The sequence below is a fragment of the Paenibacillus cineris genome (genome assembly GCF_018333335.1).
Lineage (GTDB): Bacteria > Bacillota > Bacilli > Paenibacillales > Paenibacillaceae > Paenibacillus_AQ > Paenibacillus_AQ favisporus.
Map to the genome: position 1 here is coordinate 661,593 of NZ_BORU01000002.1, position 26,805 is coordinate 688,397.

A 26,805-nucleotide genomic window follows, 5' to 3' on the forward strand; every position below is an offset into this window, starting at 1 on the left:
AAGAGCCGCTTTAGAGTCGCTATAGAGAAAATCAGGTTTTGCTGCAGATGTCGTACGTCATAAGGCGTGGAACGACTTTGCTTGCCTAAATCAAAGAAATTGGCCGTCCCCCGGATGAATGGGTCCGAAGGGGGCGGCTTTAATTTTTGACCGTCCCCATTGTAATTCGTGAGGGAGCATGTGATAATGGGTTGTTCGCCTTCCCGAAAGTGGGGGCGGCTGCATTTATGAGTAGCTTGGAGGGAACCAAAAGACGTGGAGCGGTATCCTTTTACGTATGATCCAAAGCGGCCTTTCGTTCAGCAAGCAGGCGAATGGGTCGCCGATGTGTTTTATGATGTGCTGCCGGAAGCGGGATTTGAAATCCGTGACGAGCAGATTTATATGGCTTTTCAGCTGGAGAAGGCTTTTGCCGAGAAGAAAACGATATTTGCCGAGGCGGGGGTCGGGACGGGCAAGACGCTGGTGTACTTGCTCTACTCCGTATGCTACGCGCGGTATACCCGCAGACCCGCGGTGATCGCCTGCGCCGACGAATCGCTCATCGAGCAGCTGGTGAAGCCGGAGGGGGATATTGCGAAATTAGCCCGCCACCTTGGGCTTCACATTGATGCCCGGCTGGGCAAGTCGCCCGACCAGTACCTGTGCCTGCGCAAACTGGACGACGTCCGGCTGCGGGACGAAGAAGGGGTGCGCTGGGACGACTTGGCCGCCGGCCTGCCGGATTTCGTGTATTCTACCGCGCCGATGCAGTCCTTTCATGCTTACGGGGACCGGAAGGGATACCCGGAGTTAACCGATGAGGAATGGAGCCGGATTAACTGGGATCCGTTCCAGGACTGCTTCACCTGCGACCGCCGCCACCGCTGCGGCCAGACGCTGTCGCGGGATCACTACCGCCAGGCGGCGGACCTGATCATCTGCTCGCATGATTATTACATGGAGCATGTATGGACTTACGAGGGCCGGAAGCGGGAGGGGCAGCTGCCCCTGCTGCCGGAGCACTGCGCCGTCGTCTTCGACGAAGGGCATCTGCTCGAATCGGCCGCCATGAAGGCCCTCAGCTACAAAATGAAGCATGTCGTGTTTGAGGAACTCATCACGAGGCTGCTTCAGGGCGAGATCCGCGAATCGCTGGCGGTGCTGATCGACGAGGCGATCGTGCAGAGCGAAGCGATGTTCGCGGCATTCGGTCGGCAGAGCCGCAGCGTAGCCGGCTCCGACCGGAAGGAAATCGTGCTGGACGGCGCGCTGCTCGCCGAGGTGCACCGGTTCCGCTCGCTCCTCACCTCGATCGAAGAGGAGCTCGTCTTTGAGAGCGAGCTGTACACGCTGAACGAGTACGAGCTCCGGATCGTAGAGGAGCACCTGGAAATGATGCAGAAGGCGCTCCATCTGTTCGAGCGCTCCGAGGCGCTGATCTGCTGGGCCGTCGACGGACCGGACGGGCTGACGCTGTCGATCATGCCGAGAACGGTCAAGGAAGTACTGCAGGAGCAGGTATTCGGCGCGAAGATGCCGATCGTGTTCTCCTCAGCTACCTTGTCGGTTCAGGGCGCGTTCGATTACGTGGCGGACAGCCTTGGCATCGAGAGCTTTCTCTCCTTCTCCGTACCGTCCCCGTACGATTACGCGGATCAGATGAAGGTGCTGACCCCGGCGGACTCCAGGTCGACGGCCGATTTTAACGGCAAGCTGGAAGCCGCTGCCCGCCTTCTTCGCGAATCCGGGGGCCGGGCACTGATCCTGTTTAACGGCAGGGAGGAGCTGCGGCGGTTTAAGCAGGAGCTGGCCGCAGGCACCGTTCAGGTGCCCGGCGTTCCGTTTTACTTCGAAGGGGACCAGGAGATCAGCCATCTGATCTCCGCCTTCCAGCGCGAGGAGACCAGCGTGTTGTGCGCGGTCAGCCTGTGGGAGGGACTGGACGTGCCCGGCCCGGCGCTCTCGAACGTGATCGTCTGGTCGCTGCCGTTCCCGCCGCATGATCCGGTGTTTACGGCCAAGCGCAAAGAATCGGCAGCGCCATTCGAAGAAGTGGACATGCCGTATATGCTGCTTCGGCTCCGCCAGGGCATTGGCCGGCTGATCCGCTCCCGCGATGACCGGGGCATCGTCGCCATCCTGGGCGAAGAGCTTGCCGGCAGCACGCCCGTTCGAGAGCAAGTGCTGGCGGTTCTGCCCGAAGGCGTGACGCTGCAGGCGTTGTCTTAGCCTGCGGAGTCTTAGCCGGGTTAAAGTCGCTCAGGAAACGCCAGTTGCTTCATGTTGTTGATCCCGTTAATTTTTCATGAGGTGAACCAACTGCCCATGTTTAAAAGCCAACCCTAGCCTATGAAGGGGTTGGCTTTTTTGTTGTGCGCGAGCCGGTCATTCGGGATCGTTCACCGAGCCGATAAACAGCCAGGCATGGGTCTGTGTGTCCTCAATCGCCAGGAAGAATGGCCGGTTCACCGTCATTTCGTGGACTTTTACCGGCATAGAGCCGGATTCCTCGCTGATGACCGTTGCCGCAGCAGCCTCGGTTCCCTTTTCGTTTACGTCGAGCACCATCCGGTGCAGAACCTTGGACAGGAAGAGGGGGCGAATGTCGGCCATATGGGAAAAATCGGCAGCATCCGGCTGGAAGGCCTGCTTCATGCCGAGCCGGATGAGCGGATCATTCAAGTCGCTGCCGTACTCGGCCTTGAAGCGGGGCAGCCCAAGCTGCACGGATGCCTCGTCAAAGGGCTGCTGCCACGGAGCTGGATCCGCCCAGAGCTGCTGCTCCAATTGGTCCAGCGAAGAGCCGGCGGCGGGGAGGATGATCAGCATATCCATGCGGCCGTCTCCGTAAGGAAGGCGGATGGCCTGCCAATCGGGGGTCTCCTTGTACGGCAGCATGTTGGCGGTATGCATCATCGGCAGCGTCCGGACGCTGCCGTCAGCCAGCGTAAACGTTTCGTCTTTTGTGTATTCCGGATTGAACGGATCGCTCCATGATCCGTTGAAATAAATCGCGTTGGCCAGCACTGCAATGGTCGTTGGCGACAGCGGCTGCTCCAGCATTTTCTCGATTTTGCCCCCGGTTTCCTTGCTGATCCAGCGGTTGATCGTCTTCACGGATTTGTCGGAAGCGAAATCAACCTCCTGAACCTCGGCCCCGTAGCTCTCCTTGCCTGCCTGGATAAAAGAGTCCTTGAACGGAACGCCCTGCTGATGCCAGACCGCATTGGCAATGTTCAGCCGGACGCCGGAGTCTTCCCCTTCCAGCAGCCTGGACAAAACGGCGTTCCCCTCGTTCATTTCGTTAAGCGGCATGTCCTTCACCCCCAATACGGAGGCCATTTCGCGTGCCGTCGTGCCGGCACTGCCGTTGTATGCGATGGACAGGGCCGTCCAGATGCTGTAGGGGGAGAGAAGGACATTGTCTCCGGCTTCGGCCCGCCCGGTTAGTTCGCGGTGGAGCTGCAGCCCCAGGCGGTTGTGGGCGGAGATGAGGGCAGGATCAATTTTGCCTGCCTCCTGCTTCCGGGCCGTTAGCGAGATCGGAGGAGTCGGATTGCTGCGTTGGTTCCGGCTGCCGTCTTCCTGCTTCGAGCATGCCGGTAATACCAGCAGGAGCAGGGCGAGCAGCAGCGGCAGCGTTTTGGTCTTTGGCATGGATGGTTAGTCTCCTTATCGATGGAATCAGCAACGCTTTGCGCTAAAAAGTGGAAAAATCGGCGTTACCTACCAGACGTTTCCGGGCCGGCGGAAGTTGCGCCCAAAGCCCATTTCATGATGGAAGCGGTGCCACTTTCCGGAATTTGATTCACGCATCTCGGGAACGGTATAATGAGAATGCTTTGAAGTCAATCTAACTGACCAATTTATTCCTTTAAGACAGCAAGGAGTTGTACAACCATGTCCAAAACGTTCCCATATAATCAAGATTTGGCTTCCCTGTTATCGCTCTCCTTCAGCGCGATGAACCAGGAACTTCATAACCGCCTGAAGGAGGCGGGGTTCGGCGATGTGCGGCCGGCGCACAGCTTTTTGTTCCATGGCTTGATGCCGGATGGGGCGACGGCCAAGACGCTCGTAGCGCACCTGGGCATATCGAAGCAGGCGGTCAGCCAAATGCTCGACTACCTGGAAGAGTGCGGCTATGTCGCGCGCAAGCCCCATCCTTCCGACGGCCGGGGCAAGATGGTTGTCCTGACCGAACGCGGCTGGTCGCTGGTACGGACGAAAGAGAATATCTACAAAGAGATTGAGCAGCGCTGGGCCCGGATGATCGGAAGCGACCATATGAAGACGCTGCAGCAGGATTTGAAGCACATTATCGAAAACGTCAACGAAGAGGATCTACAGCACCCACTGCGCCCCGTGTGGTAGGCGATGGCGAAGAGGGGAGCGGTGCTGCTGCTGATCAGGGGATAAAACCACGAAACAAAACGAGAGACTGCTTCCACTAGGTGGCTTAGCAGTCTCTTATGGTTGTTTGTATTGTTCTATTTTCCACGAGGGTACATTCCGGTCCCTCACCCCAGCAAATGCGTCACGGCAATCATGGAGAGCAGGCCGAAAATAAAAGAAAAGGTCGAAGCCCGCTCGTTGCCGTCCCCGTGGCTCTCCGGGATGAGCTCTTTATATACGACGAACAGCATGGCGCCGGCGGCAAAAGCCAATCCGTACGGGACGATACCGGCAAAGGAAGCGGTAAATTTCAGCCCGGCCCAGCAGGAGAGGAACTCCAGCCCGCCCGTAAGCGCGGCGAGAAGGAAGGCGTACCGCCTTCGCATGCCGTGCGTAACGAGGTAGAGCGCGGTCAGAAAGCCTTCGGGGATGTTTTGCAGGCCGATGCTCAGCGCCACGATCGTTCCCAGCTCCTGGTTGGGACTGCCATAGCTGACGCCGACCGACAGCCCTTCGGGTAAATTGTGCAGCGCCATGGCCGACAGAAACATCCAGGATCCCGTCTGCGTGCTGTCGCTCCGCTTGATATCATGGGCCGGGTCCGTGTGTGGGATGAGCAGCTCCATCAGGGTCAAGGTCACCGTACCAAGGAGGATGCCGATCGTCAGCACCCATAGGTTCGACAGCTTGAGGGAGGACGGGATCAGCCCGTACGTCGAGGCGGCGACCATGATACCTGCCGTGAAAGCGAGCAGGCTGTCTCTGCCCCGGTGGCTGATATTCGAAAACAGCAGGGCGGGAAGGGCTCCCGCCGCCGTACATAGGGAAGTCGCGAGGCTTCCCAGAATCATTGCGTTCACACAGGCCTCCTGCTGCCAGCGGCTGAGATGCTTTGGTTTCTCCCGAGTTTAATCCGGTGAACCTCCGCAGCCGTCGGGCTTGTTCTTGTTTAATTTACAATATGAACAAGCCTGCTGAAGCATGACCTGGACAGGAGATTTAGCACGCTGAAACCAAAGAACCGTCCACCCTCAGGGGCGAACGGTTCTTTGTTGTATCATGATGTGCTGCGCCGTACAAGCGTGCGGTTTCGCACTGGTTTATTTTTCAGTAATCGTGACGCCGTCGATCGTAACTTTCTCGGTCGGGGTGCTTTCCTCGCCGCTAGGTCCGACGGTGACCGGTGTTTTGGCGATCTTCATCACGACATCCATACCCTTTGTGACTTTACCGAAAATGGTGTAGTTCGGCTGTTGGTTCAGATAATCGCTGTCCGCACCGGTACAGATAAAGAACTGGCTGCCGTTCGTATCCGGTCCGGCGTTTGCCATGGCGACGATGCCCGGCTCGTATTTATAATTCGTTTTCTCATCCTCGAAAGAGTATCCTGGTCCGCCGGAGCCTGTTCCGGTCGGGTCCCCGGTCTGTACCATGAACGTTTCGATGATCCGGTGGAAAATGACCCCGTTGTAAAAGCCTTCCTTGGACAGGAATACGAAGTTGTTGACCGTCTTCGGCGCGTCCTTGGCGAACAGCTCAATCGTAAACGTGCCTTTAGATGTTTTGACTTCTGCCTCGTACTTTTTGTTCTGGTCAATCTGCATGGCAGGCGGGCTTGTCCAGCTCTTCTGCTGCTGACCGGAAGCCGAGGTTGAGCTGTCCGTGGAGGAATCCGATCCTGTCGTGCCGGACGATGACGAATTGCCGGAAGTCTGGTCCGTCGTCTGCTCTGTAGCTTGTCCTCCGGATGTGTCCTTTGATGCGTCCTCATCGCTGTTTTTCTTGCCGCATCCGCCAAGCGCAAGCGCCGCTGTCAGCACGAGCACGAGCGGAAGCGTGAATGTCTTCAGTTTCATGAAATTGAGGTTCACTCCTTTGTGCAATCTGGTTTAATCATAGCGATTTTTGCGGATAAAATCCACTTTGGCAGCAGCTGCATCACGTAAGGCTTTTGCTGCATGCTGAACTTTCCATGAAACTTCGCGGCATGCTATGACGTTTATTACATATAACATCAGATCGCAGACTGGAAACGGAGGGAACGTTATGTTTGAAGAAGCCAACCGTCAGTTGACCAAGCTGAAAGAGGACATCCGGAACAAAACGAAGTATGAAAACCGGATGCAGGAACTGTCGCGGGAGCTGAGAGAGCAGCAGGACGAAGCCGAGCGCTGGAAGCTCAGGCTTGCCGATGAGGAGAAGGACGTGGAGCGCCTGACGGGGACTTCGCTCTCCGGTTTGTTTTACAGCATGATCGGCCGGAAAGAGGAGAAGCTGGAGCGGGAGCAGCTGGAAGTGCTGGAGGTCAAGGCAAAATACGATATGGCTGCGCGCAGCGTGGCTGATATCCAAAACGAACTGCAGGAGCTGGAGCGGAAGTTCCAGGAGGTCCGTTACGCGGAGTTTGAATATGAGAAGATTCTCGACGAGAAGGAAAAGGTGATTTTGCAAAATAACGCCGAGCTGGCGGGACTTGCCGAAGAACAGGCCGACCTGTCGGTCCAGCTCAAGGAATTGAAAGAAGCGGTGCGTGCGGGCGAGGCCGTACTGGAGGATCTGGAGCGGGCAGATGACAGTTTGGGCTCGGCCGGAAATTGGGGCACCTACGACATGCTCGGCGGCGGCATGATCTCCACGCATATGAAGCACAGCCGTATTGACGAGGCGATGGAGCACATTGAATCAGCGCAGTTCAGCCTGCGCCGGTTCGGCAAAGAGCTGAAGGATGTGCAAATGGCGCTGGATATCGAAATCGGGATCGGGAGCTTTCTGAAATTTTCTGATTATTTCTTCGACGGCTTTATATCCGACTGGCTCGTGCAGGGGAGAATCCGGGATACCCAGGACGACGTGCAGGAGAAAATATCCGAGGTGGAGCGGATTGTCCGCCGCTTGGAGGGGGAGTATTCACATCTCGATACCCGGCTGGCGGATACGAAGCGGAAATACGAGTCGATCATTGAGTTGGCGGAGTAGCATTACGCGCTGTAAAAGAGCGCGATGTTGAACGAAACCTCATAAGCGCGTGAAAAGAAGCCGCCGGTCTCTGCTCGAAAGGAGCAAGCCGGGCGGCTTCTTATTTGACTAACGTATTCCCTGGCATAAATGGCGCTGCCACATTTCCAACGTAGAAGTAAATGTGAAGTGCATCTATTTTGCTGCAGCCAATGGCCTGAATAGATCAACAGCGAACGCACCGCCAGCGCTAAAAGCTCTAAGGTGAAGGCTTCCACTCCACACTCTGCAGCAGCTGATGCTTCATCAGTGCCAGCACGAAGTCCACGTAGTATTCCTTCCGTACGATCGCACCGTACTCGTGATTTTTATAGACATAAAACAAGGCGTCCGTGTAGATATCATTGTCCTCGAAAAAGCGCCTGATCTGCTTGAGCCTAGCCAGATAAGGCTCTTCCTGCAGCAGCCGGATGCGGAACTCCGCGTCCTGCTCGTTGACGCTTTCCGTAATCTGAATGATGCTCGGGTCGTAACGATACTCCAGCATAAGTTGATCCTCCTTCGCACGTGTCATTTTGCGCTGCTTTCAGGGGCTGTCATGTCCTTGCCTGGAAGCATCAGTGCCACCAGCTGCCCCCAATCTGCAGCAACACCATCGCCCCCATTGCCTTCGGCCGCTACATCAAATACCGAAGATACACGTATGCGCTGGCCAGAACGATGGACAGCAGCATCATCGGAAAACCGAGCTTCAGAAACTGGGCGAACTTGATCGGATATCCTTCCTTGGCAGCCATGCCGGCCACGATCAGGTTGGCGCTCGCACCGATCAGGGAGCCGTTGCCTCCCAGGCAGGCACCCAGGGCCAAGCTCCACCACAGCGGCTCCAAATTGCTGATGCCGAGGCTGCCCATGTCCTGGATCATCGGGATCATGGTCGCGACAAACGGAATGTTGTCGATAAAAGCGGACGCGATCGCGCTCATCCACAGGATGAGCATCGACGTTGCCGCGACGTCGCCGCCGGTGAGATCGGTAGCTTTTTCCGCCAGGGTGGCGATGACCCCTGTTTCGATCAGGCCGGCCACCAGCACGAACAATCCCACGAAGAAAAAGATCGTCGGCCATTCGACCTTGGCAAAAGCCTCCTCCAGCATATGCTCGCCCGTCAGCAGAAGCAGCAGGAAAGCACCGGCGAGGGCGACGGTGGCCGACTCAAGGTGAACCAGCTGGTGAAGGAAGAAGCCGATGATCGTCAGACCCATCACCGTCAGGCATTTGATCAGGAGCTTGCGGTCGGTGAGCAGCTCTTTTTCATCCAGATCCATAATGCTCTGCATCAGCTCCGGCGTCGTCTTGATCTGTTTGCGGAACATGAGAATGAATAGCGGAATAAATACGGCGAGAATGATCACCGCAATGGGCGTCAAGTTATTGATAAAGGCGACAAAGGTCAGCTCCTTCACCGCGCTGCCGATCATTATGTTAGGCGGGTCACCGATCAGGGTGGCGGTGCCGCCGACGTTGGACGCCATGATCTGGGTGATCAGAAACGGCGTCGGGTTAACCCGCAGCTGCCGGGTAATGCTGAGCGTGACGGGCACCATAAGCAGAACGGTGGTCACGTTGTCGAGAAACGCCGATCCGATCGCGGTAATCAGAATCAGCGCCACCATGATGGCGACGGGCCGGCCCTTGGCCTTTTTCGCGGCCCATACGGCAATGAATTTGAATAATCCCGTCTCAGCTGTGATATTGACGATGATCATCATGCCGACGAGCAGGCCGAGCGTGTTGAAATCGATATGATGAATCGCGGTTTCCTGGCTCACGATGCCGAATATGACCATGAGCGCACCGCCGATCATCGCCACGATCGTCCGGTGAATTTTTTCCGCGATAATAAATGCGTAAACAATGAGAAAAATACCAATAGCCAGTATTGCTTGCTGTTCCATAGCGTGCCTCCCCATCCTGTATATGTGCGAATCCTGAATCATGCAGCCCGGGTTTGGTTTCTTTGAGTAGAGATCGCCATGCCGTATAGCGTATCCAGATCTCTACATTTTTTACCGGGACTTTAAAATCAACGCGTCTATCCTCCTTTACATCAGGATGGAGGAGTGCATGGCGGACCCGCACAACGAATGAGAGGGAAAAAAGACAAAAGGAGCCCGCACATGGCAGGCTCCTCCAATTGAATTCTATTTGATTGAAATGTAAAAACTTGCTCTCATTCTGAAAGGTAAACCGGAAATCGGTTTACAATAATTATAAAGTGTTCGCGCGATCTTGTAAACAACCGTCGGATATCCGGCAAAAAATGGAGCACGTAAGGAGCAGGTTATGAACAAAAAATGGTGGAAAGAAGCCGTAGTGTATCAAATCTATCCGATCAGCTTCCTCGACACGAACGGTGATGGCAAGGGGGATCTGCTCGGCATTATATCGAGACTGGATTACTTGAAGGATCTGGGGGTCGACGTGATCTGGATTTGCCCGATCTACAAGTCCCCCAATCACGATAACGGATACGATATCAGCGACTACTGCGACATTATGGACGAGTTCGGCACGATGGAGGAGTTTGACCGTCTGCTGCGGGAGGCGCATGCGCGCGGTCTCAAAATCATGATGGATCTGGTCCTGAACCATACCTCGGACGAGCATCCATGGTTTATCGAGTCGCGGTCGAGCAAGGATAATCCGAAACGGGATTTTTATATATGGCGCAAAGGCAAAGACGGACATCCGCCGAACAACTGGGAGTCCTATTTCAGCGGCTCGGTCTGGGAATACGACGAGAAGACAGGCGAGTATTATCTCCATCTGTACTCCAAGCACCAGCCGGACCTGAACTGGGAAAATCAGAAAGTGATCGACAGCATGCATGAAATGGTGGAATGGTGGCTCAAAAAAGGCGTGGACGGCTTCCGTTTCGACGCAATCGCACATATTGTCAAGGCGGTCGGCCTGCCGGACGGGGACAACCCGGACCAGCTGCCGACGGTGCGCGCGTATGAGCTGTTTTCCAACCTGGAAAATGTGCACACCCTGCTGAGCAACCTGTATGAACGGGTACTGTTCCACTACGACATCATGACCGTCGGCGAGACGTCGGGTCTGGGTCCGGAGCAGGCGCTCAGCTATGTCGGGGATACGCGCAACGAGCTGAACATGGTGTTCCAGTTCGAGCATATGCAGCTCGATGCGGGTTCTTCCGGTTCCGGCAAGTGGGATATTCGTCCCTGGAACCTGCTGGAGCTGAAAAAGGTCATCAGCGGGTGGCAGACAGTGCTGCACGACAAGGGCTGGAACGCGAATTATTGGTGCAATCATGACCAGCCGAGATCGGTGTCCCGGTTCGGGGACGACCAGAAATACCGGGTGGAGTCGGCGAAGATGCTGGCGACCTTCCTGCACACGCTCGAAGGCACGCCGTATATTTACCAAGGCGAGGAGATCGGCATGACGAACATCGCCTTCGCCTCAATCGATGACTACCGTGACGTGGAAACACTGAATTACTATGAGGAGCAGCTGGATCAGGGTGTGCCCGAAGAGCAGGTCATGCAGGCGATTTGGAAAAAAAGCCGGGACAACGCCCGTACGCCGATGCAGTGGACCAATGGGGAGCATGCAGGCTTTACGCGGGGCACGCCGTGGATCGAGGTGAACTCGAACTATCCCCTGATCAATGTGGAGGATGCGATTAAGGATCCGAATTCGATCTACCATTACTATAAAAAGCTTATCGCCCTCCGCAAACAGCATGAAGTGATCGTGTACGGCGAATACAAGCTGCTGCTTCCGCTCGACAAGGAGCTGTATGTGTATACCCGGACGCTGGAGGACCAGTGTCTCCTGGTCATCCTGAACTTTTTCGGAGGCGAGCCGGTGCTGAAGCTGCCGGCGGAGCTCGTGCCGGAGGCCAAGCAGCTGCTGATCTCCAACTACCCCATCAAGGGGGAGGAGGATCTCGGGAATTTGAAGCTGCGGCCGTATGAAGCGAGAGTGTACCTCATGAAGACACCAGCCCCTTGACTTCGTGGCGCAAACTTGGTAAATTTACCTCATCCTATAACAAGGGAGAGATTTTGATGACGGTGGTTGTTCTTAACTAATCAAACTCCATATCGACTGTATGACACGAAGACAGGCGAGGAATGCCCGGGAGGGCACTCTTTCTTTCAATGCGCCTCTTTGCAGAATGCGGTCTTGGAAATAGTTAAGAACACGCGAAGCATCAAACGACAATCCCTTGCGGACTGTTTGAAACCTTTGTGATCCGAATCGGTGGAGCGTTGGCCGCTCGACCGTTGTCATGCCGGATAAGGGCCGCCGCCTAATGGGCGGCTGGCTCTCCGGCGTACAGGACCGTGCTCTTTGCAGCACGGTTTTTTTGCGTACAGCAAAGGCAGCAGACAAAGGCAGTCCGGCAGACCAGGGGCAGGAATCGCATGCGCGTATTCTCTGCCCCTTTTTGCGCTGCCATAGGAAGACATAACAAGAAACAGGAGGATGAACTACCAATGGATCAAACGACGATGATCATGCTGGAATACGACAAAATGAAGGAAGCGTTGAGAGATTACGCGGTTTCTTATGAAGGACGCAGGCATATCGATGAATTGGAGCCGCTGACCACGGCCAGTGCAGTCCGCAGGGCGCTGGATGAGACGGCTGAAGCCAAGGCGCTGCTGGATAAAGGGGCCAGCGTCCCGCTGCCATCCCTGGAAGGGATTGACCGGATCGTCTCCCTGCTGCATACAGGGTACCTGTTCGACGAGCAGGATTTTACCGCGGTCCATACGTTTCTGCACAGCTGCGGGCAGCTGCGTAAGTACATGGCCGGGAAGCGCGACATCGCGCCGGGCATCAGCTCGTATGCTTCCTCGATGCAGGAGCTGGCGAAGCTGAAGAGCGAAATTGAGCGCTGCATCCGGTTTGGCCGGGTGGACGATCAAGCCAGCAAAAACCTGGAGCGCGTCCGCAAGAAGATCGCTATCGTTAAGGAACGCATTCAGAAAAAGATCGCTGCGATTCTGTCCAGGCACGGCTCGATTTTGCAGGAAAATCTGGTCAGCGTCCGGGGCGGCCGGTACGTCATTCCGGTCAAGCGGGAGTATCACAAAACGATCAAGGGCTCGGTGCTCGACCAGTCGACGAGCGGGCAGACCGTCTTTGTGGAGCCGGAGGAGGTCGCCCATCTTCAAAGCGAGCTTGGCATGCACGAAGCGGATGAGGCCCGGGAAGAAGGCATCGTGCTGAGCGCGTTGACCGGACTGCTTGAGGCGGCTTCGGCCGATCTGCTGCTGAATATCGATATCACGGGAACGTACGATTTTATTTTTGCCAAAGCAAAATACAGCCGCACCTTGGGCGGGAACAATGTTCTTCTTAGCGACAGCGGGCGCATCAAGGTAAGCGGAGCGCGGCATCCGTTCATGCTGAAGACGATGGTGCCGCTGCGGCTGGAGCTGGGCGGCGGTTACCGCTCGCTGATCATTACCGGGCCGAATACCGGCGGCAAGACGGTGGCGCTCAAGACGCTCGGGCTGCTCACCCTGATGGTGCAGTCGGGTCTGCTCGTGCCGGTGGAGGAAGGCAGCACGTTCACCGTATTCACTAAAGTGCTGTCGGCCATCGGGGACGGGCAGAGCATCGAGCAGTCGCTCAGCACCTTTTCCGCCCAAATTAAGCGCCTGATCGGGATGGTGGATGCGGCGGACCGCCATACCCTGCTGCTGATCGACGAGCTGGCGGCCGGAACGGATCCGGGCGAAGGGATGTCCCTGTCGATCGCCATTCTGGAAGAGCTCAGCAACAGAGGCGCCATGATCATGGTCACGACGCATTTTAACGAGCTGAAGACGTTTGCGGCACGGACGCCGGGGTTCCAGAACGCCCGAATGGAGTTTGATGTCGAGACGCTGGAGCCGCTTTACCGGCTGACGATCGGGGAGGCGGGGCAGAGCTACGCGATTCAAATCGCCACAAAGCTGGGGATGACAGCAGGCATTATCGAGCGGTCGCAGGAAATTTTGCACAGGCAGAAGCCGCTGCCTGCCCTGCAGCCCGATGCAGCCGAGGAACATCCCATTGTTCAAACAGCGTCTGAGCAGATGGAGGAGACAGCTCAGTCCTCCGGCCCCCTTGAAGCCAATGAGGGCGATGGAGCAGGGAGCCGGGATCAGGCGGATGAGGATCAGGAGCAAGCATCGGCCGCACCCGTGCGCAAGCTTGAGGTAGGAGACGCTGTCTATGTCAGCTCCTATGGGCGAACGGGCATCGTCTATGAGCCGGAGGACGCCATGGGCATGGTAGGGGTCATGATCCAGAAGGAGAAGATCCGGATCAACCAGAAGCGGCTCAAGCTGTTCATTGAGAAGAGCGAACTGTACCCTGAGGACTACGATTTCGACATCATTTTTGAGTCCAAGGAGAACCGGAAGAAGAGCAAGCTGATGAACCGCAAGCATGTCGAGGGGCTGTCCATCATTCGCGATTCCGACTCGAAGCCCTAAATTGTGAATCGGGTTACGGAAGAAAAAAATGTTAAAAAAAGTGGATAAATGCTCTTCCGGCAGCGGTTAAATTCCTGCGAAACGGGTAATTGGAAGATGACAAGACCTGACATCAATCGTGCAGACCATGAGGCAAAAGATATAGATCAGAAAGTCAAGTGGAGGGAGAAACGATGGAACCAGACAAAAGAGGCCGGGACTCAGGCCCGGCCGGATCCAATGTGACCGAGCAGGACGTGCTGACCCAGCTGGGAGGCGAGTCCGAAACGCAGGAGAGCCAGCATAAAATGCAGCTGTGGACCAAGGAAGACTACCTGCGCTCCCAGCGGGAAATCGATCAGATTAACCGGGATTTAAAGGCGGCCATCGAGGAAGGCCATCACCCGGGTGCTCCGCAGGTTCAGCGGATCATCCGCAGGCATTATGAATGGATGAGCCGTTATTACACGCCGTCGGCAATGGTATATATCGGATTGGGAAACTTATATGTGGAACAGACCGAACACAAGCAGCTGTTTACGGCATACCATCCGCAGCTCCCCGTTTTTTTACGGGACGGGATGATCATATTCGCCGAGCGCGAGCTGATGTAAGAAAGATGAACAAGGGTGAGCACAACAAGCCCGCCTGGCCGATGAATGGCCGGGCGGGCTTCTGCCGTATCCGGGGGAGCATTTGTTTCTTTCATGGGGGCGGATCCGAGAATTGACTTTACCAAAAGGCGTTAATTAATGGCCGCTTCAACCGTCTCGTCCGGTTCGAGCAGCACGTACACGCCCGGGTTCAGCTGCAGCGCCGTTCCTTCCGGAAGGTTTGAATACGTCTCCACTTTGGTAAACGGCCCGCTCGAAGGCGGCGCAGGGACGTAGTCCGGGAGGATCTCTTTTCCGCCGGCACGGATCACCGATTGCGATACCCCTTTAAAGGTCGGGTCCTCAGAGGAAGACTTCACGATCAACTGGCTGCCCTTCAGATAGTAGGTGAACGTGACCTTCCGTCCGTCCAGATCCATCTGCACCTGCTGTTCAGTGGCAGTCGGCGCGGCCAGATCGTACCAATGCTTCGAAAGGTCCCTTTTTGTAATTTCCAAACCTGAGAAGATAAGCTTCATCGGTTCCCCCGACCAGTCTTTAAACCATGTCGGCGACTCAAAGCGCAGGTAGCCTTCATCCAAATATTCCCGGTGCCGGACCTTCTCGTACATGCCGGTATGATAGTCACTGCCTTCGATGCGCTGGTCCCCCAGCTGCAGGGATACGTTCGTAAAGCGTCTCACGCCCTCAGTCCAGTCATTGGAATCCTGCCTGTATGGGATTCGGATCTGAAGCGGCGTGATGACCAGCTGTTTCAGGTTCAAATTGACGTTTGCGGCCTGTTCCTCATTTGCCGGAAGCGGTTTGCTGTAAATGGCTTCGCTGGCCTTGCTGCCGTCTGCGTTGAAGTCAAAAGCCCAGGTTCCCGCTACTCTCTTGACCTCCTGCAAATAGGTCAGGTGAAGCTTGGCTCCCTTCCAGTCCCGTTCCGGAATGGTGAAGGTCGACTGGCACAGCAAATCGTTACCGTCCGGGGGCAGGACCGCCCGGGACACGCTTTGATACGTGTGCGAACCGGAGGTGATCACCAGGTGGGGGTCCAGATTGCCTGGATCCTCAAGCGGTGACGTCAAGGCATACCGGATGGTCAATTGGTCGTTTTTCCGGACGATCGATTGGATCTCCACAGCCGCGAAGCCGCCTGAAGACGACGATGGAGCCAGCCTGGAGCCTTCGGCAATATCTCCCTCAAGAGGCAGATCGTCATATTGGTAAAAAACCAGGTTGCTGGCGTCCAAGTGCATGCTCCGTTTAGACTTCTTCAGCTCATCCTGCAGCTCGAACATCCCTTTCAGTGTATCTTTTTCCTCATCGCGTTTGAGCAGAACGTTTGGCTTGGCATCTTTCCCCTTAGAATCGGACAGGGAGACGGATTCGAAATCGACGGCGTCATAATCCGGAAGGCCCGGAACCTGCATCGTAAAAAGCACATCCATCTGCTCGCCGTCCGTCACGACGCCGTGCAGCTTCATCGTTGTGCCCGACTGCCGGGCACTCAAATCCAGCGGCTCGCCAAAGCCGTGCTGAATGGCATTGTTCACACCCGGCCGTCCCCACAAGTCCCAGCCCGGGTTTATGGCTGCAAACACGGGAACGGCTACCGCCAGGAAGACCACAGCGGAAGCGGCCGCCGGAACCCACTTGCGGGTCACCGATGACCTTCTTACAGTTGAAGACTGGCCTGAACGCCGTCGTCCAACCTCTTCCTCGATCGTGCTCCACATCGCTTCAAAATCGGGAGCGGGCTCAGGCTTTCGTGAAATGGCCCGTTCCATCTGTTCCAAGCTGAATCGGTTCATCGTCGTTCTCTCCTTTCATGAGGGGGCAGGAGGGCTTAGCGATATATTTTCTCATGAGCGAAAGCCCCTTATTGATTCTGGATTTGACGGTCCCCAAAGGAACGCGGATCATGTCGGCGATCTCCTGCTGGGACAGCCCGTTAATGTAACGGAGAATCATCACCATCCGAATGTTCGCGGGAAGCCGCCCGTACAGCCGGGACAGCTCCAGGGCCAGTTCCCGCCCTTCGACCGTTTCCTCGACCGAATGCGGGGCAGCCGCCAGATGCCGATAGGAAAAGAGCTTTTCCTTGATGACGCCCGCTTTCGAGCGGCGAAGCGAGTTTTTGCACAGATTGGCGGCGATTTGAATAAGCCAGCGCCGGATATCCTGAATAGAGCTCCGGTCCGCGAGCAGTGCCCGGATAAACGTCTCCTGGCAGAGGTCTTCGGCATCTTCCCTGCGCTGCATCATATAGTAGCAAAAGCTGTAGACATCCCGGTTAAAGGTCTCGAACAGCTCTTTGTCCGTCATTGCTTCACCTTCCTTGACATGCAAAGATCCATGGAACTGATGCCGGCCGGCGGTTGTTCCATCTGACCATAAGACAAACAACGCCGTGTTTTCGTTCATTATCTTATCATGCAGGAATGGAAAAAAGCGGTCTTCCGCATCATAAGCAGAAGACCGCTTTATTTTCCCAGGATCCTATATTACAGCTGTGCCGTCAAAATACCGGCAAACTGTTCGAGAAACTGCCGCTCATCTTGGTCAAACCGCCCCTTCAGCGGGCTGTCGATATCGAGTACGCCGATCAGGCGCTCTCCCTGGACCAGCGGAACGACAATTTCGCTGTTCGAGGCGGCATCGCAGGCGATATGCCCGGGAAACTCATGCACGTCATCGACCACAATCGTTCTCCGCTCGGCTGCCGCTGTACCGCATACCCCTTTACCCAAAGGAATGCGGATGCAGGCCGGGAGCCCTTGAAACGGTCCGAGAACCAGCTCAATTCCATCGAATAGATAGAAACCAACCCAATTTATGTCAGGAAGGAAGCTGTTCAGCAGGGCCGAGGCGTTGGCTAGATTGGCAATGGAGCTGGGCTCATCATGGATGAGCGACTTAAGCTGTTCGAGGACGGCTGCAAATTGGTCATTCCGGTTTCCTTCGTAGGGAAGGGCTTGAAACATGACGATCCACCTCATTTCTGTCTTTTAACCGTTGGTTAATTATAAAAGATAGTATACAGGAATTCCTTCCACGTCAAGTGAAATTCCTCCCTCTAAAAATCATGGTCATATCCTGTGAAGCCTGCTGATTCCGGCGTCCGGCATGGCTTAAACAGGGATTCGTATTGTTTCCCGGCAGCGGAAGAAGGGTAAACAATGGTAATGACAGGCTCATTTTTACAGGCGTTCGCCGGAAGGAGAGGAATCTATGCGTGCAGACGTACAAAATTTATTCATGAGTATCCACATGCTTTACCATGCCCATCACCATGACTTGACCATCCGTGATATGCAGCCCGTGCTGGAGGCGCACGGCTACAAGGTGGGGGAACGGGAAGTGAAGCAGCAGCTGGAGCGCCTGACCGAATTGAACTTTCTGACGGCTCACGGCGATGAATACAGCTTGACCGGAACGGGAATCGGGGAGTTCAAGGAAATTCAGGTCATGCTTCAGAAGCTGTGCGGGGAAGTACTGGCACCCCTTGAAGAAACGGAGAGCGCGAATGCCGGTGCTTAACGCCCAGGCTTCCAAGATCAACTTCCTGCCACCTAGAATCGTTACCGCATCTTAGAATGGAGGGAATGGATATGCACAAATGGTTGACTACGGTTTTAACGACAAGCCCGGTGCGGGTGCTCGCGGTGGAGCTGCCCGATGCAGGGACTGAGCACAGCGCACATGGAGCATGGTATTGGTTGTCCTATGCGCTGGCGATTCTTGTGTTCGGATTTGCCATATATGTCATGATTGGAGCGCGTTTGAAGCGCCGGCTCAGTCGTTTGAAGCATACGCTGTCGGATGAATTGGTAAAGGTCAACGGCACCCTGGTAGCCGAAAAATCCTCGGAATTAACAGAGGAAAGAGCAGGCCAATATGCGCAGTCCCATATCCGCAGGCTGACGGATTTGAGGGACCGGCTGAGATCGGATGTGGATGAACTGAGCGAGCTGGATGTTTCCGTATTCGACCTGAAGGGATTAAACCAAGCGATCAGTCATTACAATGCGGAGAAAATGAGCATCCGGGAAGACATTGCGGCAGAGGAGAGCAAGCAGTACAGGATGCGATAAGGCTGTCTGGCTTCATGTTCGGAAAATGGAAAAGCCCCTTGGTCCGAAGGAGAGGAGTCCGGAGTCCAAGGGGCTTTTTTGAGTTGTAATTAATGTTGTGAGTTGGTGCAGAAGTCTTACATATTAAATTCCGGCTGGGGAAGCCCCGCCTGCACAGGTTCTTCCACAAGCTCCTCGGCCTGTTCCGGCTGCATGGCAGGAACGGCCCCTTCCATCACATCGCGGACAAATTCCTGCACGGCTTTTTTATACAGCTCCGGGTTGACCCCCAGCGCATTGCCGTGGGAGGCTCCTTCAACGAGAAGAAGCCGTTTCATTCCTTCTTTGGCGGCAAACAGTTCCTCGCTCATCTCCGTCGGGATATAGCGGTCCCGTGTGCCATGGATAAACATGACGGGAACGGGGCTGTACCGGGCGGAGCGGACGGGGCTGACCTGATTCAGCGTAAAGCCTGCTTTCCGGAACAGTCTGCGGTCGACAAGCGGAAGGAACACAGCCGCGGGAATACGGTTCAGCGCCTGCATTTGATGATGCATCAGGCGCGTCAGATCGGAATAAGGGCAGTCGGCGATGACAAAGGCGGCGTCCGTGTGAGGCAGCGACAGGTATTCCAGCACGGTGCCTCCTCCAAGGGACATGCCGTGCAGGCCGACGACCGAGTCGCTGCCGTACGTCGCGCGAATCCATCGGATCCAGGAGTCGATGTCGTGCTTTTCGTGGAACCCGTAGGTCGTATATTTGCCTTCGCTTTTTCCGTGCCGGCGCAGGTCGATCAGAAGCGTGTTGAACCCATCCTCCCGGAAAATGTCCATAAAGGGAATCGATGCCGGAAGCGAGGCGGTATATCCATGGACGAGAATGACGAAACGGTTGGAGCCCGAAGGGTGCGGTATGAGCATGCCGTTCAGCTTCAGCCCGTCATAGCTCGTAATTTGAACCTCTTCCTTGGGCAGCGACTCAAAGTAATCCTGCTTGAACAGCCCGACCTGCTCCATGGCTTGAAAGGTCTGCTCGTATGTGAGGGCCTTCATCTGCGTCATTTGATAAAAGGCGTAACGCGTAATTCCTATCGCGGCCAGGAAAGCGGCAAAAACGACAATAACGGCAGTCTGCCACTCCATAATCTTCCCCCCCTTCTTTTCAAACAGTTAAGGTAAAAGTAGTATCACCGGAACGTTTCAAGTCAACTCATATTTTCATGAAAAAACTCACTACGGGCTGTCATGTAATTGATTTTGTTACAATTTATTTAACAATTCCCGATTTGACCGGTTTTGGAAGCGGTTCTTTCTGGTCATCGGCGGGGGGAGATGCTAGAATAACCTAGAGAAGAAGTGTTAAGTAACTTACATTAAGGAAGAACTAAAGACCCAAATGCCAAGGCGCCTCAGCTTTAGTTCACAGGAAAGGAGACGTCAGGCTTCGTGAAACCGAAGAAGAAGCAAGTCAACACCGTGGCCCAACGTAAAGCCCAGCGGGCAGCGCAGGAGAAACGCATGAAACGGATCATGTGGATTACAGGTGCATGTATCGTCGTGCTGGTCCTGCTGCTGGTGTTTATTCGGCCGCAATCCAAGGAAGCATCGTTTGATTACAGCTCGCTCCCGGTGCTGGGAAATCCGGAAGCCCCGATCAAGATCGTGGAGATGGGCGACTACAAGTGCCCGGCCTGCCAGTATTTCAGTCAGGACATCGAGCCGAGCCTGCAGAAGGATTTTATCGATTCCGGTAAAGCTGCGCTCTATTTCATGAATTACCTTATCATCAGTCCGAATGCGGACTCCAACACGGCTGCTCTGGCCGCGCAATCGGTGTTCCATCAGAACAAGGATGAATTTTGGAAGTACTACCACGTACTCTTCGACAACCAGCAGGATGAAAAAACCGAGTGGGCAACGCCAGAGTTCCTGGTGAAGCTGGCCCGCGACAATAACATCAAGGTGGATTACGATCAGCTCAGCAAGGACATCGAGGAGAAGACGTACCAGGATGAAGTGGACAGCCATATGGCTACCGGCAACAAGCTTCGCGTGAACAGCACGCCGACGCTGTACGTAAACGGCGAGAAGGTAGCGGAGAATGTCACGCTCGATTACAACGCACTCAAGAGCTATTTGGATAAAAAGTCGGCTGACACCGACAAGTAAGGGGAGTTTCGGATGGAAGGCAACCGTTTCATTGCGTTCATCAAGCCCTACAGCCTGTATTTTGCCTGGATCGTGTCCCTTATCGCCACGGGAGGCAGCTTGTATTTAAGCGAAGTGATGCACTATGAACCGTGCAGGCTGTGCTGGTTCCAGCGGATATTCATGTATCCGGAAGTGATTCTGCTCGGAATCGCCAGCTATAAAAATGACCGTAAAATCATTCCTTATGCGGTGACCCTCAGCGCGATCGGCGGCTGCATCTCGATCTATCATTATGCGGAGCAGAAAATTCCGGCGCTTGCCAATGCACTGCCGTGCAAGGTAGGCATTCCCTGCAATTTCGATTATTTGAACTGGTTTGGCTTCATTACGATCCCGCTTCTGGCATTGATCGCTTTTATTTTTATCATTGCGTTTCTGCTGATGGGAAGAACGGAAGCACAGCAATAATGGTGTAAAATACAGCGATGGACAAGCACTCCGGCTGCAGCCCTCCTCAAGGACACAGGGTAAGCGCCGGGGTGTTTTTTGCGTTCATATGGCAGAAACCGGGAGGGGAGGCGCTCTTGTGCTGCAGGGGGCAGGCGTTGTACATTGATAATATTGCAAAGTACATGAAGGGGGCGTTGGGATGAGCTATCAATGCAGCGGGAACATTCCCGAGCTTGAAGGGCCGCGGATCCGGCTCCGTCCGCTCGAGGAAGGCGACGCCCCGGCGCTGTATGCGTGCTGGACCGACGAGGAGGTGCGGAAGTACTCGGATCTTCCGGACCTGCCGGACGAAGCGGCGGCAGCGGAACTCATCCGGCTGCTAAATCGTTTGGCGGCCACCGAGGATGGGCTCCGCTGGGGAATTCTCCTGCCGGAGGCCGGGATCATCGGCAGCTGCGGTTTGAATTGGTGGCAGCTGGAGGGTGCTTACCGGGGAGAAATCGGCTGCGAGCTTGCGAAGCCCCATTGGGGAAAGGGCTACATGCGCGAAGCGATCGGCCTGATGCTCGGATTTGGCTATCGGACGATGGGCCTTAACCGGATCGAAGCGCTGACCGATCCGCGGAATGAACGAGCCGTCCGTCTGTTCGGGTCCCTCGGATTCACGGCCGAAGGTCGGCTGAGACAGTACCGCCATACGGCTTCAGGCTTTCAAGATGCACTGCTCCATTCGCTGCTGCGTGAAGAATGGGAGCAGGCGGAGTATAACAAGTTTTAGATCAAGAAGGAGCGATCAGACGATGATCCTATCGTATCAAGGGGGAGGCTCGCCGCTGCACCGTATCGACCCGCTCAGCAAGCTCGTGGTCCTGCTATGCATCGCCGTGCTGACGATGCGTTTGCACACATCGGCAGGGCAGGCACTGCTGCTTCTGGCGGCCTCGTTCATGGCCCGAACGGCAGGCGGAGTCAGCTGGAGAAGGCAGTGGAAAGCGATGGCTTTCCTGATCGGTTTTGCGGTTCCGTACTTTATACTGACCCTGCTGACCGTACCCGGCAGCCACACCATTTGGCAGTTCGGCGTGCTGCACGTCACGACGGAGGGAGCCGATGCGGCCGGTTCGGTGACGCTGCGCATGTTTACGGTGTTTCTCTCATCTTTTGTCTACATGGTCACGACCGATCCCGGCGATCTTGTCACCGCGTTAACCCGGCGGATGAGGGTTCCTTACCGGTTCGCCTTCGGCATTTCGATGGCGCTCACGTTTTTGCCTTTGCTTCAAGAAGAAGGGAGAAGCATTTCGGCAGCCCATCAGGTCAGGGGAGCAGCCCGCCCTAAGGGAGTCAAGCAGCGGTTAGGCTGGTGGAAGGTGTTTGTGTCCGCCATGTTGCATAATGCCGTGCGCCGGATTCAGCAGACTGCTGGAGCGATGGAAGCCAAAGGCTTTGGCGCATATCCCGAGCGTACGTTTTTAAGGGAGCAGCAACCGTCTGCTGCCGGGCATATCACGGCGGTTGGGGCCGTGCTGATTACCGCGGCATTGTGGTGGTATATCCACATTGTTAACCTGTAATTTATTTTTAGGTTGACGTTTCGAATCCGATCATGCACAATAGCAGGGAGGCTAGGCCAATCGCAGGGAAATTGCGATGCGAGTCTTCAAGGGTGAGAAATCCCACCATTTTCCTGATTAGGAGTTGACATGAGATGGAAACTTTATCACAATCAAAGAGACGTGTTGTCCCGTTTACGACGCTGGACATCGTGCTGATGGCGATGCTGGCCACAGCGAACGCGGTATTGACCTTTTATTTATCTTACATTAATAAAATGCTGAACAGCCTGGGCGGGCCCGTGGCGACCTCTACCATCGTCGGCGTGTACATGGTGTACGGCCTGCTGGCCTATTACATTATCCGCAAGCCGGGAACCGCGGCGATTACATACGGAATCGGCGGTGCGATCCAGTGCTTCGTAGGCAATACGTACGGGATTGCGGCGAGCATCGTGGCGGCGCTGTGTTATCTGGTTGTGGCGGAGGGCGTATTTTTTCTGCTTCGTTACAAACGCTGGAATGCCGGTGCGATGATGCTGGTCGGCGGCGCGATGGTGCCGATCTGGTTCATTTGCGCGGCGAACATGTTTGGGTATACGTCCTGGAGCTTTCAGGTGCTGGCAATAACGATGGTGGTGCGGATCATCAGCGGCATTGTGCTGTGCGGCCTGCTCACCAAGGTGCTCGGGGATATGCTTCAGCGGAGCGGACTGCTTAAACGTTTTGCCATTGGCAGAAAGGCTTCTGCGGATGCAGGGAACTTCCATTGAGCTGACGGAGCTTTCTTATTGGTACGAAGATGTGGAGGAGCCTGCGCTCCGCGGCGTGTCGCTCACGATTCCGGCCGGACAGTTTACGGCGGTAATCGGACCGGGCGGCAGCGGCAAGTCTACCCTGTGTCAGCTGCTTAGCGGCTATCTTCCGCGGAGCGGAGGCGGCCGCCGGGAAGGGAAGGTACGGCTGGACACGATTGACCCGGCGGAAGCTCCGATCGCTGAGATCGCCAAGGTGGCCGGCATCGTGTTCCAGGATCCCGACGCCCAGCTGGTGAGGGGCGTCGTCGAGGATGAGGCCGCGTTCGGGCCCGAGAATCTCCGCGTGCCGCCGGCGGAGATCGATTCCCGCGTGGCCGAAGCGCTGGCGGCGGTGAACCTGACCGCCCGCCGCCGCTCCCCGGTGCGCGAGCTGTCCGGCGGACAGCGCCAGCGCACCGCCATTGCCGCGGTGCTGTCGCTGTCTCCGCGGATGATCGTCTTCGACGATGCATCCGCCAGCCTCGACCCCGCGGCGCAGGCGCAGTTCGTGCAGCTCTGCCGCAGGCTGCACGCCGAGGGCCGGACCGTAGTCACGGTGTCCGGCCGCTTCGACGATGCCGCGCGCGCTGCGGAGCGCGTCATCGTCCTGGACGGCGGCGCAGTCCTGCTGGACGGAGCGCCGCAGGAGCTGCTGCGCACCAGCCGGGACCGGCTGGCGCAGCTCGGTGTGCTGCCCCCGTGGGAGGGGGCAGCGGAAGCCGGCGCGCATACAGCGGAGCCGGCCGCCGGGACCCTGCAGAGCGCCGGCGTGGTGACGGCGCCGGCGCAGATGCCGCCGGGTGCGGATGGCCCCGGCGGTGACTCGGCTTCCGGACCGCTGCTGGAGGTCCGGAACCTGAGCTACACTTATCCCGGAGGGCAGGAAGCGCTCCGGGACGTCTCGTTTGCGATGCATCCGGGAGCGTGGGGCATGCTGACCGGTGAGAACGGTTCGGGCAAAACGACGCTCACCCGCCTCCTGATGGGCCTGCTGCCGGTTCCTTCCCGTTCGGTATATTGGAAGGGGCGGGACGTATCCGGGATGCCGGTTCATCAGCTGGCCGGGGACATCGGATACGTGTTCCAGCAGCCGGAGCATCAATTCGTGGAGCATACGGTGTGGGATGAGCTCGTGTACGGCTTGCGGATTCGAAGCGGCTGGCGCCGGCGGCAAGCTGAACTGACGCCTGAGCAGACCGAAGCGGCCGAGGCGCTGCTTGCGGCTGCCGGGCTGAGCGGACGTCGTCAAGACTCTCCATACCTGCTCAGCCAGGGTGAGAAGAAGCTGCTCAGCGTCATCGGCCAGCTGATCCAGCCGAAAGCCCTCTACATTCTCGATGAGCCCACCTCAGGCATCGATTACCGCGCCGCGCAGCGGCTGCTGAAGTTGTGCCGGGGTGCCGCCGCCCGGGGCGCTGCCTTGCTCATGATTACCCACGACCCCCGCCTGGTGGAGGAGGATGCTTCTTTCGTGCTCCGGCTCGATCAAGGCAAGGTCGAAGATTACCGGCAGTTGGGCCGGAATCACGGACTTATTCATGTACGGTCATAGACAGGAAGATTTCGTTTGACGACGGTCGAAGGATCGTCTACGCCTGAAACTTCATGCCATTCTATTTTAATAAACCCTATGCATCCGCCCAGTCTGAAAAGCGGTCTCTTACCGGAGGCCATTTTTCGTGCACTGGGTGGATACGTTTCGTTATAAGGAAACTTTGTCAAAACGGGAGAAAGGATACAAATAACGTGAATCGATCTGACCATTTGCCTGGAAAGCAGAGCCGGAACTGGATTCTGGCCGGAATCCTCGTATCCACGTTCTTGTCGGCCATCGAAGGAACCGTAACGGGACCGGCCGGTCCGGCCATCATCAGCAGCTTTGGCGGCATGAAGCTCCTCAGCTGGATTTTTACCGCGTACCTGCTGACCATGGCTGTATCCACTCCGATTTTCGGAAAAATCAGCGACCTGTATGGCCGCAAACCGGTATTTCAAATCGGGTCGCTGCTGTTTGTCCTGGGATCGCTGCTGTGCGGCTTCTCGCAAAGTATGGGCCAGCTGATCGCGTTTCGGGCCATTCAGGGCATCGGAGCGGGGGCGGTCATTCCGGTCACTTTTACGATTATCGGGGACGTCTACCGGATTGAAGAACGCGCCAAAATCCAGGGACTCATCAGTTCGGTCTGGGGCATTGCCTCCCTGATCGGACCGCTCATCGGGGGATACTTTGTCGACTATTTGAATTGGCGCTGGATTTTCGGCTTTAACGTGCCGTTTGGGCTGCTGTCCATGTGGATGATCGCCCGCCATTTCCACGAACAGCGGCAGGAGCGTGCTGAAACGCATGTCGATTTCGCGGGTGCCGGAACGTTTACGGTGGGGATGACGGCGCTGCTGTTTGCGCTGGCGACCGGCGGGCAGTTTTTTGCCTGGTCTTCGGTGTGGATCGTGCTCTGCATCGTGCTTGCCCTGGTTTTCCTGGCAGCCTTTATCGTGGTGGAGGCCCGGGCGAAGGAGCCGATGCTGCCGCTGAAGCTGTTCAGGATCCGCGACATTTCCGTATCAACCGTCGCCGCCATGCTGACCAGCGCGCTGCTGATCGGCCTCACGACGTATACGCCGCTCTGGATTCAAGGGGTCATGGGCAAAAATGCCACGATGTCCGGGCTGACGATGGCGCCGATGTCGATCGGCTGGCTGTTCGGCTCCGTAGCGGGGAGCCGGCTCATTCTTACCGCCGGTTCGCGGAAAACGACGCTGATCGGCCTGGCCGGCATCGTGATCGGGGCTCTCGGGTTAGCCTGGATCGGCGAGGGGACGCCGCATTACGTGATTTTGATTTTCACCTTTATCTACGGCCTCGGCTTCGGATATTCCAACACGGTGTTCACGATTATTGCACAGTCCTCGGTCGGTTACTCGCTTCGCGGCGCGTCGACGGCGCTGAATACCTTTATCCGCTCGCTGGGCCAGACGGTCGGCGTCGCTGTCTTTGGATCGTTAATCAACTTGACGCTGGCCGGGCGGCTCGCCGATACTCCCGGGCTGGAGCGGGTCGGCCAAGAAGAGGTCAACCAGCTGCTGACTCCGGAAGGAAGCGCATCGCTTCCCAAGGAGCTGTGGAGCGAGCTGAGGCATATTCTTGAGGGGAGCCTCCATTCCCTGTATGTCGTGATGGCTGTCATTGCCGTCGTAAGCCTTCTGATCGTGCTCGGACTGCGAAATACGGTTCCTTCGGCCGGTCCGGAGGAAGAGGAGGAAGGAGCGCGGGAGGGCGAGAAGGTTTAAAACATCATAGCGTTGCTGTCGCAGCAAGGATTCTTCGATGTCCGGAGAATCCTT

At 56.2% G+C, this 26,805-nt stretch carries 24 protein-coding genes; 15 read left to right on the forward strand and 9 right to left on the reverse strand.

The window, feature by feature from the left end:
* Positions 1 to 255: 255 nt before the first annotated feature.
* Entirely contained in the window at positions 256 to 2,211 is a 1,956-nt protein-coding gene (locus KI379_RS23775; protein ID WP_212985077.1) for an ATP-dependent DNA helicase, read from the forward strand.
* Positions 2,212 to 2,367: 156 nt separating this feature from the next.
* Here the strand turns inward: KI379_RS23775 and KI379_RS23780 are convergent, their stop codons facing one another.
* Positions 2,368 to 3,639, reverse strand: a complete 1,272-nt coding sequence (locus tag KI379_RS23780; RefSeq protein ID WP_212985078.1) for a serpin family protein — start codon at positions 3,637 to 3,639, stop codon at positions 2,368 to 2,370.
* A gap of 243 nt (positions 3,640 to 3,882) precedes the next feature.
* Between KI379_RS23780 and KI379_RS23785 the strand changes: the two genes are divergently transcribed.
* Entirely contained in the window at positions 3,883 to 4,356 is a 474-nt protein-coding gene (locus KI379_RS23785; protein WP_212985079.1) for a MarR family winged helix-turn-helix transcriptional regulator, read from the forward strand.
* A gap of 146 nt (positions 4,357 to 4,502) precedes the next feature.
* Here the strand turns inward: KI379_RS23785 and KI379_RS23790 are convergent, their stop codons facing one another.
* Positions 4,503 to 5,237 (reverse strand): ZIP family metal transporter, encoded by a 735-nt coding sequence (locus tag KI379_RS23790; RefSeq protein ID WP_212985080.1) that lies wholly within the window; start codon positions 5,235 to 5,237, stop codon positions 4,503 to 4,505.
* 240 nt (positions 5,238 to 5,477) lie between these two features.
* On the reverse strand, positions 5,478 to 6,233 hold the full coding sequence (locus KI379_RS23795) for a peptidylprolyl isomerase (RefSeq protein WP_076175953.1): 756 nt from the start codon (positions 6,231 to 6,233) through the stop codon (positions 5,478 to 5,480).
* Between the two features lie 190 nt (positions 6,234 to 6,423).
* Here KI379_RS23795 and KI379_RS23800 point away from each other — a divergent pair, with 190 nt between their 5' ends.
* Positions 6,424 to 7,353 (forward strand): hypothetical protein, encoded by a 930-nt coding sequence (locus KI379_RS23800; RefSeq protein WP_212985081.1) that lies wholly within the window; start codon positions 6,424 to 6,426, stop codon positions 7,351 to 7,353.
* 238 nt (positions 7,354 to 7,591) lie between these two features.
* Here KI379_RS23800 and KI379_RS23805 read toward each other — a convergent pair whose 3' ends face one another.
* Positions 7,592 to 7,879, reverse strand: a complete 288-nt coding sequence (locus tag KI379_RS23805; RefSeq protein WP_076175948.1) for a hypothetical protein — start codon at positions 7,877 to 7,879, stop codon at positions 7,592 to 7,594.
* 130 nt (positions 7,880 to 8,009) lie between these two features.
* Complete coding sequence (locus KI379_RS23810; protein ID WP_076175945.1) at positions 8,010 to 9,332, reverse strand: ArsB/NhaD family transporter; 1,323 nt, start codon at positions 9,330 to 9,332, stop codon at positions 8,010 to 8,012.
* A gap of 346 nt (positions 9,333 to 9,678) precedes the next feature.
* On the opposite strand from KI379_RS23810, the gene KI379_RS23815 reads away from it, so the two are divergent.
* From KI379_RS23815 to KI379_RS23825, 3 genes are all read left to right on the forward strand, one after another.
* A complete protein-coding gene (locus KI379_RS23815) occupies positions 9,679 to 11,376 on the forward strand; it encodes a glycoside hydrolase family 13 protein (protein ID WP_212985082.1) in 1,698 nt (565 codons plus the stop codon).
* Positions 11,377 to 11,864: 488 nt separating this feature from the next.
* A complete protein-coding gene (locus KI379_RS23820) occupies positions 11,865 to 13,859 on the forward strand; it encodes an endonuclease MutS2 (RefSeq protein WP_076175939.1) in 1,995 nt (664 codons plus the stop codon).
* A gap of 173 nt (positions 13,860 to 14,032) precedes the next feature.
* Positions 14,033 to 14,452, forward strand: coding sequence for a TipAS antibiotic-recognition domain-containing protein (locus tag KI379_RS23825; protein ID WP_076175937.1), 420 nt, complete (start codon positions 14,033 to 14,035; stop codon positions 14,450 to 14,452).
* A 131-nt stretch (positions 14,453 to 14,583) separates the two neighbouring features.
* On the opposite strand, the gene KI379_RS23830 is transcribed toward KI379_RS23825, so the two are convergent.
* From KI379_RS23830 to KI379_RS23840, 3 genes are all read right to left on the reverse strand, one after another.
* Positions 14,584 to 16,251, reverse strand: coding sequence for a DUF4179 domain-containing protein (locus KI379_RS23830; protein WP_212985083.1), 1,668 nt, complete (start codon positions 16,249 to 16,251; stop codon positions 14,584 to 14,586).
* Complete coding sequence (locus KI379_RS23835; protein WP_089549039.1) at positions 16,199 to 16,765, reverse strand: RNA polymerase sigma factor; 567 nt, start codon at positions 16,763 to 16,765, stop codon at positions 16,199 to 16,201. The genes KI379_RS23830 and KI379_RS23835 overlap by 53 nt, the downstream gene beginning before the upstream one ends.
* Positions 16,766 to 16,944: 179 nt before the next feature.
* The gene (locus KI379_RS23840) at positions 16,945 to 17,424 is read right to left on the reverse strand and encodes a GAF domain-containing protein (protein WP_212985084.1); all 480 of its coding nucleotides are present in this window, start codon (positions 17,422 to 17,424) and stop codon (positions 16,945 to 16,947) included.
* A gap of 247 nt (positions 17,425 to 17,671) precedes the next feature.
* Here KI379_RS23840 and KI379_RS23845 point away from each other — a divergent pair, with 247 nt between their 5' ends.
* Together KI379_RS23845 and KI379_RS23850 are read left to right on the forward strand one after the other, a co-directional pair.
* On the forward strand, positions 17,672 to 17,980 hold the full coding sequence (locus KI379_RS23845) for a hypothetical protein (protein ID WP_076175925.1): 309 nt from the start codon (positions 17,672 to 17,674) through the stop codon (positions 17,978 to 17,980).
* A 71-nt stretch (positions 17,981 to 18,051) separates the two neighbouring features.
* Positions 18,052 to 18,534 (forward strand): hypothetical protein, encoded by a 483-nt coding sequence (locus KI379_RS23850; protein ID WP_212985085.1) that lies wholly within the window; start codon positions 18,052 to 18,054, stop codon positions 18,532 to 18,534.
* Between the two features lie 116 nt (positions 18,535 to 18,650).
* On the opposite strand, the gene KI379_RS23855 is transcribed toward KI379_RS23850, so the two are convergent.
* Positions 18,651 to 19,655, reverse strand: coding sequence for an alpha/beta hydrolase (locus tag KI379_RS23855; RefSeq protein WP_212985086.1), 1,005 nt, complete (start codon positions 19,653 to 19,655; stop codon positions 18,651 to 18,653).
* 303 nt (positions 19,656 to 19,958) lie between these two features.
* Between KI379_RS23855 and KI379_RS23860 the strand changes: the two genes are divergently transcribed.
* The 7 genes from KI379_RS23860 (at position 19,959) to KI379_RS23890 (ending at position 26,751) form a co-directional block, all read left to right on the forward strand.
* Positions 19,959 to 20,681 (forward strand): thioredoxin domain-containing protein, encoded by a 723-nt coding sequence (locus KI379_RS23860; RefSeq protein ID WP_240913486.1) that lies wholly within the window; start codon positions 19,959 to 19,961, stop codon positions 20,679 to 20,681.
* A 12-nt stretch (positions 20,682 to 20,693) separates the two neighbouring features.
* The gene (locus KI379_RS23865) at positions 20,694 to 21,131 is read left to right on the forward strand and encodes a disulfide oxidoreductase (RefSeq protein ID WP_076175915.1); all 438 of its coding nucleotides are present in this window, start codon (positions 20,694 to 20,696) and stop codon (positions 21,129 to 21,131) included.
* A 181-nt stretch (positions 21,132 to 21,312) separates the two neighbouring features.
* Positions 21,313 to 21,891: a GNAT family N-acetyltransferase gene (locus KI379_RS23870; RefSeq protein WP_212985087.1), complete on the forward strand. Its 579-nt coding sequence runs from the start codon at positions 21,313 to 21,315 to the stop codon at positions 21,889 to 21,891.
* Between the two features lie 22 nt (positions 21,892 to 21,913).
* Positions 21,914 to 22,687, forward strand: a complete 774-nt coding sequence (locus KI379_RS23875) for an energy-coupling factor transporter transmembrane component T family protein (RefSeq protein ID WP_212985088.1) — start codon at positions 21,914 to 21,916, stop codon at positions 22,685 to 22,687.
* Between the two features lie 134 nt (positions 22,688 to 22,821).
* Positions 22,822 to 23,439 carry an ECF transporter S component gene (locus KI379_RS23880; RefSeq protein ID WP_212969818.1) on the forward strand — a complete coding sequence of 206 codons (618 nt, stop codon included), beginning with the start codon at positions 22,822 to 22,824 and terminating at the stop codon, positions 23,437 to 23,439.
* Positions 23,420 to 25,015: an ABC transporter ATP-binding protein gene (locus tag KI379_RS23885; protein WP_212985089.1), complete on the forward strand. Its 1,596-nt coding sequence runs from the start codon at positions 23,420 to 23,422 to the stop codon at positions 25,013 to 25,015. The genes KI379_RS23880 and KI379_RS23885 overlap by 20 nt, the downstream gene beginning before the upstream one ends.
* A 194-nt stretch (positions 25,016 to 25,209) precedes the next feature.
* Positions 25,210 to 26,751, forward strand: coding sequence for an MDR family MFS transporter (locus tag KI379_RS23890; RefSeq protein ID WP_244879416.1), 1,542 nt, complete (start codon positions 25,210 to 25,212; stop codon positions 26,749 to 26,751).
* Positions 26,752 to 26,805 lie beyond the last annotated feature (54 nt).

Coding starts and splice junctions, on each gene's coding strand:
- KI379_RS23780 (WP_212985078.1), bottom strand. CDS start 3,639: ATGCCAAAGACCAAAACGCTGCCGCTGCTGCTCGCCCTGCTCCTGCTG.
- KI379_RS23785 (WP_212985079.1), top strand. CDS start 3,883: ATGTCCAAAACGTTCCCATATAATCAAGATTTGGCTTCCCTGTTATCG.
- KI379_RS23795 (WP_076175953.1), bottom strand. CDS start 6,233: ATGAAACTGAAGACATTCACGCTTCCGCTCGTGCTCGTGCTGACAGCG.
- KI379_RS23800 (WP_212985081.1), top strand. CDS start 6,424: ATGTTTGAAGAAGCCAACCGTCAGTTGACCAAGCTGAAAGAGGACATC.
- KI379_RS23805 (WP_076175948.1), bottom strand. CDS start 7,879: ATGCTGGAGTATCGTTACGACCCGAGCATCATTCAGATTACGGAAAGC.
- KI379_RS23810 (WP_076175945.1), bottom strand. CDS start 9,332: ATGATTCAGGATTCGCACATATACAGGATGGGGAGGCACGCTATGGAA.
- KI379_RS23815 (WP_212985082.1), top strand. CDS start 9,679: ATGAACAAAAAATGGTGGAAAGAAGCCGTAGTGTATCAAATCTATCCG.
- KI379_RS23820 (WP_076175939.1), top strand. CDS start 11,865: ATGGATCAAACGACGATGATCATGCTGGAATACGACAAAATGAAGGAA.
- KI379_RS23825 (WP_076175937.1), top strand. CDS start 14,033: ATGGAACCAGACAAAAGAGGCCGGGACTCAGGCCCGGCCGGATCCAAT.
- KI379_RS23830 (WP_212985083.1), bottom strand. CDS start 16,251: ATGAACCGATTCAGCTTGGAACAGATGGAACGGGCCATTTCACGAAAG.
- KI379_RS23835 (WP_089549039.1), bottom strand. CDS start 16,765: ATGACGGACAAAGAGCTGTTCGAGACCTTTAACCGGGATGTCTACAGC.
- KI379_RS23840 (WP_212985084.1), bottom strand. CDS start 17,424: ATGTTTCAAGCCCTTCCCTACGAAGGAAACCGGAATGACCAATTTGCA.
- KI379_RS23845 (WP_076175925.1), top strand. CDS start 17,672: ATGCGTGCAGACGTACAAAATTTATTCATGAGTATCCACATGCTTTAC.
- KI379_RS23850 (WP_212985085.1), top strand. CDS start 18,052: ATGCACAAATGGTTGACTACGGTTTTAACGACAAGCCCGGTGCGGGTG.
- KI379_RS23855 (WP_212985086.1), bottom strand. CDS start 19,655: ATGGAGTGGCAGACTGCCGTTATTGTCGTTTTTGCCGCTTTCCTGGCC.
- KI379_RS23865 (WP_076175915.1), top strand. CDS start 20,694: ATGGAAGGCAACCGTTTCATTGCGTTCATCAAGCCCTACAGCCTGTAT.
- KI379_RS23870 (WP_212985087.1), top strand. CDS start 21,313: ATGAGCTATCAATGCAGCGGGAACATTCCCGAGCTTGAAGGGCCGCGG.
- KI379_RS23875 (WP_212985088.1), top strand. CDS start 21,914: ATGATCCTATCGTATCAAGGGGGAGGCTCGCCGCTGCACCGTATCGAC.
- KI379_RS23880 (WP_212969818.1), top strand. CDS start 22,822: ATGGAAACTTTATCACAATCAAAGAGACGTGTTGTCCCGTTTACGACG.
- KI379_RS23885 (WP_212985089.1), top strand. CDS start 23,420: ATGCAGGGAACTTCCATTGAGCTGACGGAGCTTTCTTATTGGTACGAA.